Here is a 15,443-nt window from a genome sequence, read left to right as displayed (position 1 = left end):
GACGCGCGACTGTCGAAAATTCCTGCTGAAAACCCTGCTGCTGAATTCCCTGTTGAAACTCCTGACGAAGCTTCCTCATGACCTCTCCGATCGTTCGTTTCGCGCCCTCGCCGACCGGCCGCATTCACATCGGCAACGCGCGCGTCGCGCTGTTCAACTTTCTGTTCGCCGCCGCCAACCTTGGACGATTCGCGCTACGGTTCGATGACACTGATTTTGCTAGATCCAGCGAGGAATTCGCGCGCGGAATCGAGATTGATCTCGCCTGGCTGGGCGTCGTTCCGCACGCGGTTTTCCGCCAGTCGGAGCGCGTCGCGCTCTATGAGGACGCCGCCAATCGCCTGCGGCGATCCGGCCGCCTCTACCCTTGCTATGAAACCCAGGAAGAGTTGGACAAGCGCCGCAAGATGCAGCAGGCGCGCGGGCTGCCGCCGGTCTACGATCGGGCGGCGCTGCGCCTGAGCGCGTCTGATCGCGCCGCGCTCGAAGCCGAGGGCCGACAGCCGCACTGGCGATTCATGCTCGAGCCGGGCGTCGCCGAATGGAATGATCTTGTGCGCGGTCCGGCGCATATCGACTGTTCGGCCCTGTCGGACCCGGTCCTGATCCGCGAGGACGGCAGTTTTCTTTACACGCTGCCCTCGGTCGTCGACGACATCGACATGCGGATCACCCATGTTATTCGCGGCGAAGACCACGTCACCAATACGGCCGTCCAGTTGCAGCTCATCCGAGCGCTCGCGCCTCATGCGCCGGCGCCGATTTTCGCGCATCACAATCTTCTCATCGGCGCGGGCGGCGAGGCTCTGTCAAAGCGAACCGGATCGCTCTCCATCGCCTCGCTGCGCGAAGACGGCTACGAGCCTCTCGCCGTCGCCGCGCTGGCGACGCTGACCGGCTCCTCGGACAATGTCCACGCCGTGCGCTCGCTCGGCGAACTCGCGCAGAGGTTCGATCTGTCGCATGTCTCGCGCAATCCGGCGCGTTTCGACCCCGCCGATCTTGAAACTCTGACGCATCGGACGCTCGCGCTCTATGAATTTGAGGACGTGCGCGAGCGGCTCGAAGCCTTGACGATCGTCGGCCGCAAGGCGGAGCCGCTATGGCGCGCGGCGCGCGGCAATCTTGCGCGTTTCGATGATATTCTGACATGGTGGCGCGTCGTGGACGGCGAGATTGAGCCGATCCGCGAGGATGAATCATTCCTGCAAGACGCGGCGCAGCTTTTGCCGTCGGAGCCTTGGGACGAGACCACATGGGCGGCCTGGACAAGCGACATCAAGACGGCGACCGGCCGGAAGGGCAAGGCGCTTTTCCATCCGCTGCGGCTGGCGCTGACCGGCGCCGAGAGCGGGCCGGAACTCGCCGCGCTGCTGCCGCTCATCGGCCACGCCACGGCGCTCGCGCGACTTGTCGGCGCCCGCGCATGAAAGCGAAGCGCTAGTGCCCTATCTGGCGAGCATCCACGAGATCATCAACTTCGCCGGCCTGGCGCTCGACGTCGTCGGCGTGCTGATCATCGTCATTGGCGCGGTCCTGTCGACGCTCGCTTTTCTGACGCCCTGGAGAGCACACCCCCTCACCTACCGCGGCTACCGAAAGAATGTCGGCCGCTCGATCCTGCTCGGGTTGGAGTTCCTCGTCGGCGGCGACATCATCCGGACCGTCTCCGTCGAACATCCAAGCCTCGAGAACGTCTTCGTGCTCGGACTGATCGTGATGATCCGCACGGGGATGAGCTTTTCGATGGAGGCGGAGCTCGAAGGCCGCTGGCCATGGCAGGGCCGAAGCCTGGAGACGCCGGCGCCAAGCGAGGACCAATCCTCGCCGTCATCGGACTAAAGTGGGAGTGTTACGCATGGCGATTCTCGAAAAAGTATCGCCTAAACTCAACCAAAGGATATTTTCATGTATTACCACGTCTACAAAGACGCAGCCAATCAGTGGCGGTGGACGCTCATCGCCGCGAACAACAAGAAGATCGCGAATTCGGGTGAAGGCTATTTTAATAAAGCCGACTGCCTGAGCGCTATTGAACTGGTAAAGGGGTCGGCGTCAGCTCCCGTCCGCGAAAGCTGAGCGCCGCACCGGCCCAAACGAGGCGCGGCCTGCTATGTAATCCGCTGCGCTGAGCGCTTTTGCGCCCGGCTTCTCATTTCGCGCGCGCCAGACTTAAGCGGGCAGCACCGAAACGCCGAACAGCCAGGGGTGCAGATAGAGCACGATGAGGAACAGCGCCGTTCCGACGCCGAGCGCGATCGCGTCGCCGCGCGTGAACTGCGAAATCCGCGGCGCGCCCGCGTCCCCGCGCCTCTTCACCGCGATGCGGTCGAAGACGCCCCAGGCGAGAAAAGACCCGAACAGGATCATGCCGCCGAGATCGCCATTGACGAGAAGATGCGCCAGCGCCCAGCTCTTTACCGCGACGAGCGTCGGATGGCGCAGCGCGCCGCGAATGCGGCCTGGCGGCGCGCGACGGCTCACGATCGCGACGAAAGCGAACCAGACGAGCGGCATGGCGACATGGCGCCCCCATGACGGCGGCGTCCAGACATAAATCAGGCCCTCTGCGCGATAACGAATGAACCCATAGACGATGAGCCCGAGACCGATGGCGGCGACGAGCCCGTAGGCGGCCTTATAGGTTTGAAGGCCGTAGCGCTCGATCAGGCTGGCGCGCGTCTCGCGAAACGCCGTAAGCGTATGGACCCCGAGAAAAATCACGATTCCGAGAATGAGAATAAGCATGGCCTCTCCGCCTTCCGCATCAATTCGCGTCTAAAAGCACCGCACCTGCGCCTCGGCCTGAGCGCGGCGCAACTCTTGAAGCATATCGCGGGCCGCATCCGTATTGCGCATCAGCGCGCCGACCTGCCCCGCCTGCTGATTGACGCTCGCGACGGTCTCGGCCGTGACATACCGCTCATAAGGCAGAATGGTCGCGATGACGTCTATGGAGCAAGAGCACTGGTCCAAGGAGAGGCGCGTATCGCCGTTCGCCTTCATGCAGCCGAAGACGTAATCGGCGCGCGCGGAGGTCGGATAGTCGTTGAGATCCGCCGCCCGCGCCCAAGCGGCCGGAAGCGGAAGCAGCGCGACAATGAGGAATTTCGATACCGGGCGCATCTTTTTCGTTCCTGCCGGGTTCTTTCCTTGGACAGCCTATCGCATGCGCGTGGGCGACGCACCGAACCGCTATTCGACGAAGGGATGACGCGCAAGCTGAGTTTCAGAGCAGCGTCATCCAGCCTTTGAACAGGGAGGACGGCATGTCGAAGCCTCTTAGTCCTATTTGGTTGCTGATGATGGCGGCGCTCGTCTGCGCGCCTCTATCGCTCGCTTTCGCTCATGGCGCGATGCAGCGCCAGCAGAACGCCTGCATGCTGAAAATCGGCCCGGATGTCATGTATTTCTCCGGCTATCAGCCTGCGGCGTCGCGCAACAGGTTCTGTGAGGACATTCCCACGATTGGCGCGACGATTTTCGTCCTCGATTATGCTCAGGACGAGATGCGGGAGATGTCGACGGACTTTCGCATCATCCGCGACATCGGCGACAAGGAGCCGCAGGAGCGCCTCGACGCCGTCACGGTGGCCTATCTGCCGCCAAAGGTCTATCCGGCCGGCACGCTGAACTTTGAACATGTCTTCAACGAGACCGGCCAATTCGTGGGGATCGTCACAGTCGACGGTCCAAACGGCGAGCACTGGGTGTCGCGGTTCCCCTTCACCGTCGGCGGCCGGCCGCTGTTCGCGCGGATGCCTTACTTTCTTTTTGCCGCCGCCGGCGTTCTGGCTCTCGTGCTTTTCGTTTGGGGAAAGGATGACCAGAGCGCGCGCGGCGCTTAGAGCGCTTATCAATCACAAGAAATCATGTGATCAATAAGGAATCGCTCAAAATCAAAATGTTGAGCAGGTTCTCATCGAAAAAGTCTCTCAACTTTTTCGCAACCTGCTCTTGGCGGAAGGCGGCGCGGCGTCATGCGGCCGTCAATTTGGACGCGCATAGACTGTGTCGAGCCTTCCGAACGTGCTGCGTATCTGGAAGGCTCAAACGCCGGGCCGGAGGTACGTCCGGCGTTTTTTATTTTGGAGAGCCGACGGCCGCCGGGAAGGGCCAGAATTTCAAAAAAACTATGTGATTTTGAAGACTTAACCATATACGCCTCTTGCCGAAGCCGCGCCGTCTTGCCATCATCGCGGCTGGCTGGGGGCTGCCATGGGCGAGTTGGTGAAGCGATTTTCAGGATTCAGTTACAGCGCACAGGGCGGACTGCAGCGCGACGGCAAGCGCATTCATCTGGGCCCGCAGGCGCGCCAACTTCTTGAAATGCTTCTGGAGTCGCCTGGCGTCCTGATCACCAAGGGCGAAATCGCCGCGCGGCTGTGGCCGGATCGCGCCGCGTCCGACGATTCCATCGACCGCTGCGCCTATCTTTTGCGGAAGCCGCTGCGCAACGCCGGCGGCGAGGAGCTGATCGCGACCGCCTATGGCCGGGGGCTGTCGCTGCGCGGGACGGTCGAGACCATCGACGAAGGCGCCGCGCAAACGCTCCGTCTCGCCCCGTTGAGCGAGCCGCATATTCTCGATCTCTGGCAGACCGCCTACGAGCTTGCCGGCGACCGCACGCGAGAGGGCTTCGCGCGCGCGCAGGAAGCGATCGCATCCGCCGCCCAGCTCGACCCCGGCAATCCGGCGGTCTGGGCTCTCGCCGCCGACATCGCCGCCGGCCGAGTCGTACGCGGGTTTCTTCATCCCGCCCAGGCGGCGGGAATGATCGAGGACTTCGCTGGCCGGGCGCTCGGCGTCCTGCGCGATCATACGCCGGCGCTGGCCGTTCTCGGCTGGGCTCGCGGCGCGCTCAGGGGCAAGATTGCCGAGGGCCTCGCGCTCCTCGATCGGGCCGTCGCCGTTGATCCTCTCTACGGCAAAGCGCGCGTCTACCGCTGTTGGCTGCTTGCGGCGGCCGATCGTCTCGACGACGGCATCGCCGATTGCGAAGAGGGCCTCGTCAACTCGCCGCATGATCAGGCGCTGCTGTCGCTGCGCGCGTGGCTCATTCTCTGCGCCGGCGATCTCGAACGGGCGCGCCGCTATGCGCGCGACGGGCTCGACTTGCGGCCCGACGCCGCGACTCTGCATCTCGTGATGTCCATCGCCTACAGCCTTCAGGGCGTTCACGAACAGGCGGTGAGCACGGCGCGCCGCGCCGTCGCCTCGAGCCCAGACGATCCCTTCCAATTGACCGTGCTCGCCTATGCCCTCGCCCGCGCCGGCCGCGCCGAGGAGGCGCAAGCGCTCATCGGCAGGCTCGTCCAAGACGAGGAGCTCTACGCGCCGCCCTGCTTTCTCGGCGCGGCGTTTTTCGCTCTGGGCAAGCGCGCCGAGGCCCTCGAAGCGATTCGACGCGGCCTTTCCGAAGGCTGTCCCTGGAGCTCCTTCGCACGCGTCGATCCGCGCTTCATCGCTTTGCGCGGCGCCATCGACGGATTCGGCCGCCCGCAGCAGGCCGAGGCGCGCCCCGCCGGTTGAAATTGCCCGCCTCAGCGCTTATTGGCGCTGCACAGCATTCTTCCGGAAGGAAAAAAATGATCGGCCGTCTGAACCATGTCGCTATCGCTGTCGATAGCGTCGAAAAGGCTTCCGCCATCTACCGCGACGCGCTGGGGGCGAAGGTTTCGGCGCCAGAACGCATCGCGGCGCACGGCGTTACGGTCGTTTTCGTCGAATTGCCGAACACCAAGATCGAGCTGCTCGAACCCTACGGCGAAAACTCGCCGATCGCGGGCTTCGTCGCGAAAAATCCAGCCGGCGGCATCCACCACATCTGTTATGAGGTCGAAGACATTATCGCGGCGCGCGAGCAGCTCAAGGCCTCGGGCGCGCGCGTGTTGGGCGATGGAGAGCCCAGGATCGGCGCGCATGGCAAGCCGGTGCTGTTTCTGCATCCCAAGGACTTCTGCGGCGCCTTGATCGAACTCGAGCAGGCTTAACGCGCATGCCCTTTTCCCTGCCGCTGGCGGCGGCGATCTACCTGACGATCTGGTGGATCGTGCTGTTCGCCGTGCTGCCGCTCGGCGTTCGCTCGTCCGAAGAGGCCGAAGAAGAGCTTCCCGAGGGCGCCGACCCCGGCGCCCCAGCCTCTCCCGATCTCTTGAAAAAGGCGGGGATCACGACGGTCGTCTCGGCTGTCCTCTTCGGCCTGCTCGTGCTTTTCGCCAAGCTCACGGCGTGAGCGGGCGCGGTCGCCCGCCGGGGGTTGACCGGCCCGCCGCCCGCCGGTAGTTGATCGCCAAGCGCGGGACAGACGACCCGCACGGCCGAACGGACCGACCCGCTCAGTCGACTTCGGCGGCGCCGCCCGCCGCCTCTGGAGCGAGCGCGTAGCTCAGTCGGTAGAGCACCTGACTTTTAATCAGGGGGTCGTGGGTTCGAGCCCCACCGCGCTCACCAAATTAATCCAATCATTGCTGTTATCGATCGGTTTAAAAAAGAGGTTTGGCGCCAAATGGCGCCCATCAGTCAGAGCGCGTTCGTGATTGATCGATTCTCGCCGCACGAGTGCGCAAGCTCGTCGTCCTCGCCAACGCCAAAGCACTAAGGCTATGCCAGCCACGTCGCGAACGTTTACGCGTTCACAAAGGTTGGCAGGTTCAAAGGACAACAAAAAGGCCAAGACGGTTGATTGGTTGATGGAGTGAGGTGGCTCGCGAAAGGAGCCGCCGCGCACCCGCCGCCGCGCACCCGCCGCCGCGCACCCTTGGGATCTATGGAGACGACTTACCCGTACATCTGCCTAAGATCACCGAATCTGCTGAGAAATGCTCTTTGGGATTTAATCAAGCGATTTTGAGCTGGCTGCGTCAATCAAGCATCGATCGCTTGCCAAGCGCCAGTCCAATTGAGCGATTTGGCAAGCACGTATAGGAGAATGCGTCGCAACTATATTAAATTGGCCCATCGATAGGCGCCGTCCGCGACACTGGAGGAGAAAAAATGCAGGTTGTCATACTTGCGGGCGGCATGGGGACGCGAATTTCCGAGGAATCTTATCTCCGCCCGAAGCCGATGATCGAGATCGGCGGTCGCCCAATATTATGGCATATTATGAAAATCTATCACGCTCATGGCGTGAACAACTTCGTCGTTTGCCTCGGCTATAAGGGCTATATGATCAAGGAGTATTTCAGCAATTATTTCATGCATAACGCCGACATAACCGTCGACGGCGAAACCGGACAGGTGGAATTTCATAGTCGTAAAAGCGAATCCTGGAAGATCACGCTGGTCGACACCGGCGAATCGTCGATGACCGGCGGACGGCTCAAAAGAGTCCGCAGCTACCTCAAGGCGGGACAGCCTTTCTGCTTCACCTACGGCGACGGCGTGGCCGACGTGGATGTCGGCGCGCTGATCAAGTTTCATCGCGCGCACGGGCGCAAAGCCACCCTCACCGCTGTGACGCCGCCCGGCCGTTATGGAGCCTTGTTTCTCGAAGGCGACGCCGTCACCAAATTCATCGAAAAGCCGCCCGGCGACCAGAGCTTCATCAATGGCGGATTTTTCGTTCTGGATCCTTCCGTAATCGACTATATCGACGGCGACGCGACGCCCTGGGAGGAAAGGCCGCTGGCGCGTCTGGCGGCGGAAGGAGAATTACGAGCATATAAGCATGAGGGATTTTGGCAGCCGATGGACACGCTGCGCGACAAGAATCGGCTCGAATCTTTGTGGGATAGCGGTCACGCGCCATGGAAGGTATGGAGCTGAGGCGCCGAATGTGACCGGCGGGCGCGAGGAAATATGAAGCTGGACTGGCGGGAATAAAGCGTGGACAAATGGAAGACCTTAGCCGGCCGCCGCGTTCTTTTGACCGGCCATACCGGCTTCAAGGGCGCTTGGCTGGCGCTCTGGCTCGATCGACTCGGCGCCGAAGTCTACGGTTTTGCGCTTCCGCCTGAAGGCGATGCAAGTCTTTACGAGATGGCGCAGGTCGGCAAGCGTCTGAATTCGACTTTCGGCGACCTGAACGATCTCGAATCGGTCGAGGCCGCCGTTGCAAAAGCCCGCCCGCAAATCGTTTTGCATCTCGCCGCGCAGGCGATCGTCCGCCGGTCGCACGCCGATCCGCTCGGCACGCTCGCGACAAATGTCATGGGCGCCGCGCATCTGCTGCAGGCCCTGCGCAGCGCGCCTGACGTTTCGACTATTCTGGTCGTCACCTCCGACAAAGTCTATGCGAATGACGAGCAAGGCGCCGCCTTCGCGGAAGACGCGCGCCTCGGCGGCAAGGACCCCTACTCGGCGTCCAAGGCGGCGGCCGAACTCGTCACCCGCGCTTACGCGCAGTCCTTCTTCAAAAATACGAGCGTGAAAATCGTCACCGCGCGGGGCGGCAATGTCATCGGCGGCGGCGACTACGCGGCCGACCGCATCGTTCCCGACATCGTGCGCGCGGCGGCAAAGAACGAGAGGCCGGTGCTGCGCATGCCGCAGGCGACTCGGCCCTGGCAGCATGTGCTCGATTGCCTGCATGGCTATTTGACCTATGTCGATGCGCTTGAACGCGGCGAGAGCCTTCCCGAAACGCTGAATTTCGGGCCCGACCCGACAGCGCCGATCACGGTGGGCGAACTCACCGAGGAAATGCTCAAAGCGCTTGGCCGCGATGCGCGCTACGAACATCAGCCGGCGGATTCGCGCGAAATGCATACACTGGCGGTCGACTCCTCGCGCGCCCGGGCGCTTCTCGGCTGGCGGGACCGCTTGCCCGGCCGGCTGGCGATCAATTGGACCGCGGACTGGTACCGCGGCGCCTTCGCGGAAAGCGGCCCTCTGGCGACGACGCTCGCGCAGATCGACGCCTTCGAGAAACTTCCTGGATAAGACAATGCAAACGCCAGCCTGCCGCTTTTGCGGCGCACCACTGAAACATGATTTCGTCGATCTCGGCTCGACGCCGCTCGCCAACTCCTATGTCACGGCGGAAGAGATCGCGCGGGGTCTCGACAAGAGCTTTCCGCTCCACGCGCGCGTTTGCGACGCCTGCTTCTTGGTGCAGGTGGACGCGCCGGTGTCGTCCGAGGCGATCTTCTCCGACTACGCCTATTTCTCTTCCTATTCTGACAGCTGGGTCGCGCATGCGCAGCGTTACGCGGATGCGATGATCGAGCGCTTCGGACTTGGCGCGCAGTCGCTTGTGATCGAAGTCGCGTCAAACGACGGCTATCTGCTTCAGCATTTCATCGCGCGCGGCGTGCCGGTGCTGGGGGTCGAGCCGGCGGCCAATGTCGCCGAGGCGGCGCGCGCCAAAGGCGTGCCGACGGAAGTCGCCTTTTTCGGCAAAGAGACCGCCCGCAAGCTGGCGGCGCGCGGCGTCGCCGCCGATCTCACGGCGGCCAACAATGTGTTGGCGCATGTTCCCGATATCGGCGAATTCGTTGCCGGATTTGCGGAAATTCTCAAGCCCGGCGGCGTCGCGACCTTCGAATTTCCGCACGTCTTGAACCTCATCCGCGAACTGCAGTTCGACACGATCTATCACGAGCACTTTTCCTATCTCTCGCTCGTGGCGGTGGAGCGCGTTCTGGCCGCGAACGATCTTGTCGCTTTCGACGTCGAGGAACTGCCGACGCATGGCGGCTCCCTGCGCCTGTTCGTCTGCCGCAAAGGCGCGGATCATGCGCCGACGCCGCGCCTGGAGGCGGTGCGCGGCGCCGAACGCGCCGCGCGTCTCGATGCGATCGAAGGCTATGCGGGCTTTGCCGAAAAGGTCGAAGCGGTGAAAGCTTCCTTCTTGAATTTTCTCGCGCGCGCCAAGGCGGAAGGCAAGACGGTCGCCGCCTATGGCGCGGCCGCCAAGGGCAACACGTTCCTCAATGTCTGCGGGGTGAACGCGAATGACATCGTCTGCGTCTACGATCGCAGCGCCGCCAAGCAGGGAAAGTTTTTGCCGGGGAGCCATATTCCAATTCGCGCGCCCGCGACGATCGCCGATACGCGCCCCGATTATCTGGTGATCCTTCCGTGGAACCTGCGGGAGGAGATCGTGGGCCAGATGGCCGAAATTCGCCAATGGGACGGCAAGTTTGTCACCGCCGTCCCTGAAACCCGAGTGTTCGACGCTTGAGATTCGCGCCGACCGAAATACCGGGCGTCGTCGAGATCGCGGCCGAGCCGCGCGCCGACGCGCGGGGGTTTTTCGCGCGCCTCTATTGTCCCGAGGAATTTGCGGCCGCCGACATTTCCTTCACATCGACGCAGATCAATCTGTCGCGCAACGGTCGTATGCATACGCTGCGCGGCATGCACTGGCAGGATCCGCCTTACGCCGAGGCGAAGCTGGTGCGCGCGACGCGTGGCGCGATCCATGACGTTGTGATCGACCTGCGCCGCGAGAGTCCGACATTTCGGCGCTGGATCGCCCGGCGCCTCGACGCCGATCGCGCCAACGCGCTGTTCATTCCCGAAGGCTGCGCGCACGGCTTTCTCACCCTCGAACCCGACACCGATGTGCTCTATCAGATGAGCCGGCCGTTCGTGGGCGGGCAGGCGCGCGGGCTACGCTATGACGATCCGGGATTTGCGATTAGCTGGCCGGCCCTGCCCGCCGTGATCGGCGAGGCGGATCTCGCCTGGGCGTCGCCCTGGCGCGGCTGAAACGACAGGGATTTGCCGCCGCCGTCCCTATTCTGTATGCGTTCGTTGCACATGCAAACGTTTTATGCCGGGGGGTCGCGTTGCGAGTTCTGGTGACGGGCGCTTCGGGATTTGTCGGTAGGCAGACGATCGGCGCGCTGGCTCGCGCGGGCGTCGAGGTTCACGCGCACGCTCAGCACGCTGAGAAAGTCGACGGCGCCGTTGTCGCCTATGGTGGAGATCTGCGCGCGCCCGGCGCGGCTGGCGCGCTGATCAATCGGGTACGGCCTGATACTGTGCTCCATCTGGCGTGGAACGTCGAGCACGGCGCATTTTGGACCAGCCGAGACAATCTCGACTGGACCGCCGCAACGCTACTTCTTGCTCGCGCCGCGCTTGACGCCGGCGTTCAGCGCTTCGTTGGCGTTGGGACATGCTTCGAATATCGCTGGCCGGACGACGGGACGTGTAATGAAGGGACCACTGAAATCGCGCCGGCGACCCTTTATGCCGTCGCAAAGGACGCAGCGCGACGGGTGCTGCAGGAGCTTGGCGATATTTCGTTTGCGTGGGCGCGCCTGTTCTATCTTTATGGGCCTTTCGAGCATGAGGCGCGGCTTGTTGCTTCCCTCGCGGCGAAACTTGCCCGCGGAGAAGCCGCGCCGCTTTCGCGGGGGCTTGCAGTGCGCGATTTTCTCGATACCCGCGACGCTGGCGCTGCGCTCGCAGCGCTCGTTCTAAGCGAGACTACGGGCGCTGTGAACATTGCGAGCGGCGAGGGAGTGAGCGTCGCTTCCATCGCCGAGCGTCTTGGCGCGATTGCGGGTCGCTCGGATCTTATTCGCGTCGGCGCGCTGCCTGACCGTCCCGACGAGCCGCCACGCATTGTCGCAGATGTGAGCCGACTGCGTGACGAAGTGAGGTTTCGACCGTCGAGAACGCTCGACGAGGGTCTCGCCGAAACCTACGCTTGGTGGCGCGCAGAGCTAGGGGGCCGGCCGTGATCGCCGCTATTGCGAAACAAGCATATGCTTGGCGGGATAATGTCGCTCACTGGCCGAGCGACTTGGTTGAACGGCGTTCTTGGCCGGACGGCCCGCTCCACATTCCAGTCGCGAGAATAAGGACTAGCGTTTATGAGCGAACCTGATTTCAGTCTGGTCATTCCGACCCGTGAACGCGCCGCAACTTTGCGCTTCTCGCTCAAAGCATGCCTGGAGCAGGACTTCGATTCCTATGAGATCGTTGTTTGCGACAATTGCAGTTCGCCGGCGACCCGCCAGGTCGTCGAAGAGATCGGCTCGCCGAAAATTGTCTACCACCGCGCGCCAGAGACTTTGTGCATGCGCGATAATTACAATCTCGCATACAGCCTCACGCGCGGCAAATATATCACCTATATAGGCGACGACGACTCGCTCATGCCGTTCGCTTTTTCGACGCTGCGCGGCTTATTCGCCAAACAGAATGTGAAAGCGATCAGCTGGGACAGCGCCCTTTACTCCTGGCCGAACATCGCCCGCGACGATCTTGCGAATCATTTGCAGATTCCGCTCAAACGAAATGTCGAGCGGATGAATGGGCGCCAGACGATGGAGGACGTTCTGGCGGGACGCGCGCCCGCAACGCTATTGCCCAACATCTATCACGGCTGTGTGGCGCGCGAAGTGCTTGAGCAAGTCCGCGCGACCACGGGAAAAGTTTTCGATAGTTTCCACTGCGATACCTATTCCAGCTTCGCTGTTGCTTATTTGGCGGGAGAATATCTGTCGCTCTCGGCGCCGCTATCGATCAGCGGGTTCTCCGCATCCAGCAACCACATCGCCTTTAGTTTTCTGCGCAGCAAACATCAAATCGCGCAGACATTTCGCGGCGAAAATGAGGTCGCAGGCCTGCGCCTCCATCCTTCCGTTCCCGATCTGCCTTCAGGATTCATTTGCGTTGCGGATTCTTTCCTTCGCGCCAAGGAAGACCTATTTCCCGACGATCCGATAAGCCTCGATCGCCAGGCGATGGTGGAGAGCTTCTTGCTCGCCCCGCCGATCGACGACCTTGACGAATGGCCCTATGTGGAAGCGGAATTGCGGCGATCCCTGTCGGACGATCCTGCGCTCGTTTCGTGGTTTGACAAGCGCATCGAGAATTTTACGCCCCAGCCGTCGCCCCGCGACAGTTATCGCCCCAATTTGGAAGGGATACACGCCCAACGTCTGTTTCTCGACGCGAGCGGCTATGGCGCGACGGACATTGCCGGCGCGACGCGCCTGTCGTCGCGTCTGCTGGGTTATCGGGGCAAGACGCCCGAATGGATTGCCGGCTTTGCGCCCGACGATTCCCGCTTACGTTCCTTCTACCGCCAAAAGCGACTGGAGATGCTTTTGAATCTCCTCAAGACGCGAGGTCGGGTGGGGTCGGCGCGCCTTCAAACGCAAAGCGAGGGTTCTACCGGCGTCAATCGGCGCTGACGTTTGGCGCGCCAAACGGCGTCGCAATGCGGGTCATCCGCTTTCACAGAGTCGCGCGGCGGCAATCAAGACGCCGTTGCGGCGGCGTCGCCGGGCCGGCAGCGATTGGCCGTTCAGGCGCCGCCGCCTGGACGATCGGCGCGCAGGCGCGGCAAGCGTATTTCGGGCGCGCGATCCGCACGACGCGATTCCTGGCCTGTCGCAATTTCTGTGGCCGAAGTCGTGATTGGCGCGTCTCAGGCAAGGTTAAGAGGCGCGAATTCGCGCCGGCGCAGAGCCGCTCCGCGCATGCCGCGCTTCGACATCGATTCGTTGAGGAGGAGCGGGCGTGCTCGCCGACGCGGCCAACCCTGAACATTCGCGCGCAGCGCGCCTTGGACACGCAGAATCCACGGCGTCCAAGTTTTGGCCGCCAGCCCGCGCCAAGATCAACAAGTCCTTACCAAATGTTGGGGCGGAGCGCGCGCGACGTTTCCACAAATCAGCGCGTCTCCCTCGCGACGTTCAGGATTACGACTCCGCTCTCCATGGTCTTATTTAATATAGATCGCGGCAGACAGCATCGGTGCACGCCTCGATTCCAGAACGGCGAGTCATTCAGCATTTTAGCAAAACAATCGACATGTAACATTCTCACATGTCACCTGAGCAATGCATGCTAATTGGCTTTGCTCCAGCGATTCACGCGCTGGCAGCTATGCATTTTATGAGTTTTGCACGACCTGTATTTATAGGGCGGCCGTGATCTGAACGTCTGAGAGCCATAGCTCGGCGGATTTTGTTCGCGAATCATATTCTCCAGCACCACGGTGCCGATCGGGCCCATATCTCCTTGCGCCATCAGCGAAGTTGGGCTCGTAACGGCCAATGAGAGAAAGGCGGCGGAGATCAGCTTAAGTTGGTGAAATACCATTATTTTTCCTCGCATGACCGTAGAGCGCTCGAGTTGATTAGCTATGCCGCGAACGTCCATGGAATACAAGAAGACTCTTTGGCATTCATTTAATGTTCACATTTTGCAAACGTTCCATAATTCTCATCTTCACCCCGACGACGATGTCGAATCCTCCATGGTAAAGTTTGTCCACGCGTTCAAAAGCCCATGTTTTTTTCATTCAGCGTCCAAAATATTGATGATATCTCCGATATTTAGACCATGTACATGGCAGCGCATTACAATGTTGCACTTTCGCCACACTTATTACTAAAACTGGTTAGCGAGACATTTAGTGGCTGGACGGATCGACTGCCCTTGGACAACTCTGCGCCTCGATGATCGGCGCGCTGGTCGTCGGAATTAAACAAAATCACTAGAAGGATCCTCCCCATGAAGAAGCTCTCGCTTGTGGCCATCGCCACTGTGCTCGCCGCTCCCGCCTTCGCCGATCCGATCGGCGCCAACGTCGGCATCAACACCTCCGTCTCGCAGGGCGTGAACGTCGGCAGCGTCACCAACCTCGGCCTCAACAACGTCGGCATCGTCAATCAGAACGTCGCCGTCGGCGGCGGCATCGCTCTGGCGCCGAGCGCTTTCGACCAGCGCTTCGCCGACTTCAACATGGACACGCATGCCTTCAGCGTCGGCAGCATCGTCGACTCCGGCAATGGCGGCAACGGCGGCGACGTCAATGTCGTGGCGATCAACGCCGCGGTGGCGCTGTCGAGCAATGAATCCGATCAGGCCGGTCTTGCCGGCGGCCTTGCGATCCCGGTCGCTCTCGCCGCTCAGGGAACCGCGCTGCAGGACGCGTCAGCTACCCCTATCGTCCCGGTTAACGTCGGCGTCGGCGTCGGCCGCAACGAAGCCGAGTCTGCCGCGAAACTCACCACGGTGCAGGCCAATCTCTCGTCGCAGGATTCGACCACGGTCGCCGGCGCCAGCCAGCACGGCGTTGGCAACGGCATCGACGCCAATGGCGGCGACGGCAAGGCCTTCATGATCACCGTCGGCTCCAACAACACCAGCATCGACAACACGTCGGTGTCGAAGATCACGGTCGACACGACCATCAACGTCGCGGATCGCGGCGGCGTCGCCGGCGGCTTGAAGATCGAAGACGCCTTCAACACGACCGACGTCAATCTCAAGACCGTCGACGTGACGAAGATCGAAGACTCGTTCAACGACAATGCGGTCGCCTATCAGGGCTTTGCCGCCACGCTCAACCACAACTTCTAGTTATTGCAGCGAGCGCCGGTGGAGCTATCGCCGATTTTTGGTGACGGCCTGAAGGATCAGGCGGCGGCGGTTTGGGGCTGAGAATCGGTCGGCTTGGCGGCGACCTCGAGCCCGTCGATGAACTTCACACCCTCGATGATCTTTAGCAACTGGTTATGGCC

General features: G+C 61.9%; 16 protein-coding genes and 1 tRNA gene. 15 read left to right on the top strand and 2 right to left on the bottom strand.

Going from position 1 to position 15,443, the window contains the following annotated elements; translation table 11 throughout:
* The first annotated feature begins 77 nt into the window (after positions 1-77).
* From gltX to ACR65T_RS12410, 3 genes are all read left to right on the top strand, one after another.
* Positions 78-1,430, top strand: coding sequence for a glutamate--tRNA ligase (gltX, locus tag ACR65T_RS12420; RefSeq protein WP_434496774.1), 1,353 nt, complete (start codon positions 78-80; stop codon positions 1,428-1,430).
* A gap of 13 nt (positions 1,431-1,443) precedes the next feature.
* Complete coding sequence (locus tag ACR65T_RS12415; RefSeq protein ID WP_434496773.1) at positions 1,444-1,842, top strand: DUF1622 domain-containing protein; 399 nt, start codon at positions 1,444-1,446, stop codon at positions 1,840-1,842.
* Between the two features lie 66 nt (positions 1,843-1,908).
* On the top strand, positions 1,909-2,079 hold the full coding sequence (locus ACR65T_RS12410) for a YegP family protein (protein WP_434496772.1): 171 nt from the start codon (positions 1,909-1,911) through the stop codon (positions 2,077-2,079).
* 93 nt (positions 2,080-2,172) lie between these two features.
* On the opposite strand, the gene ACR65T_RS12405 is transcribed toward ACR65T_RS12410, so the two are convergent.
* Both ACR65T_RS12405 and ACR65T_RS12400 read right to left on the bottom strand, forming a co-directional pair.
* A complete protein-coding gene (locus ACR65T_RS12405; RefSeq protein WP_434496771.1) occupies positions 2,173-2,748 on the bottom strand; it encodes an NnrU family protein in 576 nt (191 codons plus the stop codon).
* A 30-nt stretch (positions 2,749-2,778) separates the two neighbouring features.
* Positions 2,779-3,126 (bottom strand): hypothetical protein, encoded by a 348-nt coding sequence (locus ACR65T_RS12400; RefSeq protein ID WP_256032192.1) that lies wholly within the window; start codon positions 3,124-3,126, stop codon positions 2,779-2,781.
* A 143-nt stretch (positions 3,127-3,269) separates the two neighbouring features.
* Here ACR65T_RS12400 and ACR65T_RS12395 point away from each other — a divergent pair, with 143 nt between their 5' ends.
* From ACR65T_RS12395 to ACR65T_RS12340, 12 genes are all read left to right on the top strand, one after another.
* Positions 3,270-3,848, top strand: coding sequence for a hypothetical protein (locus ACR65T_RS12395; protein WP_434496770.1), 579 nt, complete (start codon positions 3,270-3,272; stop codon positions 3,846-3,848).
* 370 nt (positions 3,849-4,218) lie between these two features.
* Positions 4,219-5,532 carry a winged helix-turn-helix domain-containing protein gene (locus tag ACR65T_RS12390; protein WP_434496769.1) on the top strand — a complete coding sequence of 438 codons (1,314 nt, stop codon included), beginning with the start codon at positions 4,219-4,221 and terminating at the stop codon, positions 5,530-5,532.
* Between the two features lie 56 nt (positions 5,533-5,588).
* Positions 5,589-5,993 carry a methylmalonyl-CoA epimerase gene (gene mce / locus ACR65T_RS12385; RefSeq protein ID WP_434496768.1) on the top strand — a complete coding sequence of 135 codons (405 nt, stop codon included), beginning with the start codon at positions 5,589-5,591 and terminating at the stop codon, positions 5,991-5,993.
* Between the two features lie 5 nt (positions 5,994-5,998).
* Complete coding sequence (locus tag ACR65T_RS12380; RefSeq protein WP_434496767.1) at positions 5,999-6,235, top strand: DUF1467 family protein; 237 nt, start codon at positions 5,999-6,001, stop codon at positions 6,233-6,235.
* 142 nt (positions 6,236-6,377) lie between these two features.
* A tRNA-Lys gene (locus ACR65T_RS12375) sits at positions 6,378-6,453 on the top strand.
* Positions 6,454-6,996: 543 nt separating this feature from the next.
* Positions 6,997-7,770 (top strand): glucose-1-phosphate cytidylyltransferase, encoded by a 774-nt coding sequence (gene rfbF / locus ACR65T_RS12370; RefSeq protein WP_434496766.1) that lies wholly within the window; start codon positions 6,997-6,999, stop codon positions 7,768-7,770.
* Positions 7,771-7,830: 60 nt separating this feature from the next.
* Positions 7,831-8,886 carry a CDP-glucose 4,6-dehydratase gene (rfbG, locus tag ACR65T_RS12365; protein ID WP_434496765.1) on the top strand — a complete coding sequence of 352 codons (1,056 nt, stop codon included), beginning with the start codon at positions 7,831-7,833 and terminating at the stop codon, positions 8,884-8,886.
* 4 nt (positions 8,887-8,890) lie between these two features.
* The gene (locus ACR65T_RS12360; protein ID WP_434496764.1) at positions 8,891-10,129 is read left to right on the top strand and encodes a methyltransferase domain-containing protein; all 1,239 of its coding nucleotides are present in this window, start codon (positions 8,891-8,893) and stop codon (positions 10,127-10,129) included.
* Positions 10,126-10,659 (top strand): dTDP-4-dehydrorhamnose 3,5-epimerase family protein, encoded by a 534-nt coding sequence (locus ACR65T_RS12355; RefSeq protein WP_434496763.1) that lies wholly within the window; start codon positions 10,126-10,128, stop codon positions 10,657-10,659. Before ACR65T_RS12360 ends, ACR65T_RS12355 begins: the two co-directional genes overlap by 4 nt.
* A 92-nt stretch (positions 10,660-10,751) precedes the next feature.
* Positions 10,752-11,642, top strand: coding sequence for an NAD-dependent epimerase/dehydratase family protein (locus ACR65T_RS12350; RefSeq protein ID WP_434496762.1), 891 nt, complete (start codon positions 10,752-10,754; stop codon positions 11,640-11,642).
* A 132-nt stretch (positions 11,643-11,774) separates the two neighbouring features.
* Complete coding sequence (locus tag ACR65T_RS12345; protein WP_434496761.1) at positions 11,775-13,103, top strand: glycosyltransferase family 2 protein; 1,329 nt, start codon at positions 11,775-11,777, stop codon at positions 13,101-13,103.
* A 1,327-nt stretch (positions 13,104-14,430) separates the two neighbouring features.
* Positions 14,431-15,282, top strand: coding sequence for a hypothetical protein (locus ACR65T_RS12340; RefSeq protein ID WP_434496760.1), 852 nt, complete (start codon positions 14,431-14,433; stop codon positions 15,280-15,282).
* Positions 15,283-15,443: the final 161 nt, after the last annotated feature.

The organism is Methylocystis sp. (assembly GCF_051061285.1).
Taxonomy (GTDB): Bacteria; Pseudomonadota; Alphaproteobacteria; order Rhizobiales; family Beijerinckiaceae; genus Methylocystis.
This window is presented reverse-complemented; position numbering and strand designations above follow the sequence as displayed.

What these genes read in the sequence shown, in the direction of transcription:
- gltX (WP_434496774.1), top strand. Translation starts at nt 78, where the DNA reads ATGACCTCTCCGATCGTTCGTTTCGCGCCCTCGCCGACCGGCCGCATT.
- ACR65T_RS12410 (WP_434496772.1), top strand. Translation starts at nt 1,909, where the DNA reads ATGTATTACCACGTCTACAAAGACGCAGCCAATCAGTGGCGGTGGACG.
- ACR65T_RS12405 (WP_434496771.1), bottom strand. Translation starts at nt 2,748, where the DNA reads ATGCTTATTCTCATTCTCGGAATCGTGATTTTTCTCGGGGTCCATACG.
- ACR65T_RS12400 (WP_256032192.1), bottom strand. Translation starts at nt 3,126, where the DNA reads ATGCGCCCGGTATCGAAATTCCTCATTGTCGCGCTGCTTCCGCTTCCG.
- ACR65T_RS12395 (WP_434496770.1), top strand. Translation starts at nt 3,270, where the DNA reads ATGTCGAAGCCTCTTAGTCCTATTTGGTTGCTGATGATGGCGGCGCTC.
- ACR65T_RS12390 (WP_434496769.1), top strand. Translation starts at nt 4,219, where the DNA reads ATGGGCGAGTTGGTGAAGCGATTTTCAGGATTCAGTTACAGCGCACAG.
- mce (WP_434496768.1), top strand. Translation starts at nt 5,589, where the DNA reads ATGATCGGCCGTCTGAACCATGTCGCTATCGCTGTCGATAGCGTCGAA.
- ACR65T_RS12380 (WP_434496767.1), top strand. Translation starts at nt 5,999, where the DNA reads ATGCCCTTTTCCCTGCCGCTGGCGGCGGCGATCTACCTGACGATCTGG.
- rfbF (WP_434496766.1), top strand. Translation starts at nt 6,997, where the DNA reads ATGCAGGTTGTCATACTTGCGGGCGGCATGGGGACGCGAATTTCCGAG.
- ACR65T_RS12360 (WP_434496764.1), top strand. Translation starts at nt 8,891, where the DNA reads ATGCAAACGCCAGCCTGCCGCTTTTGCGGCGCACCACTGAAACATGAT.
- ACR65T_RS12345 (WP_434496761.1), top strand. Translation starts at nt 11,775, where the DNA reads ATGAGCGAACCTGATTTCAGTCTGGTCATTCCGACCCGTGAACGCGCC.
- ACR65T_RS12340 (WP_434496760.1), top strand. Translation starts at nt 14,431, where the DNA reads ATGAAGAAGCTCTCGCTTGTGGCCATCGCCACTGTGCTCGCCGCTCCC.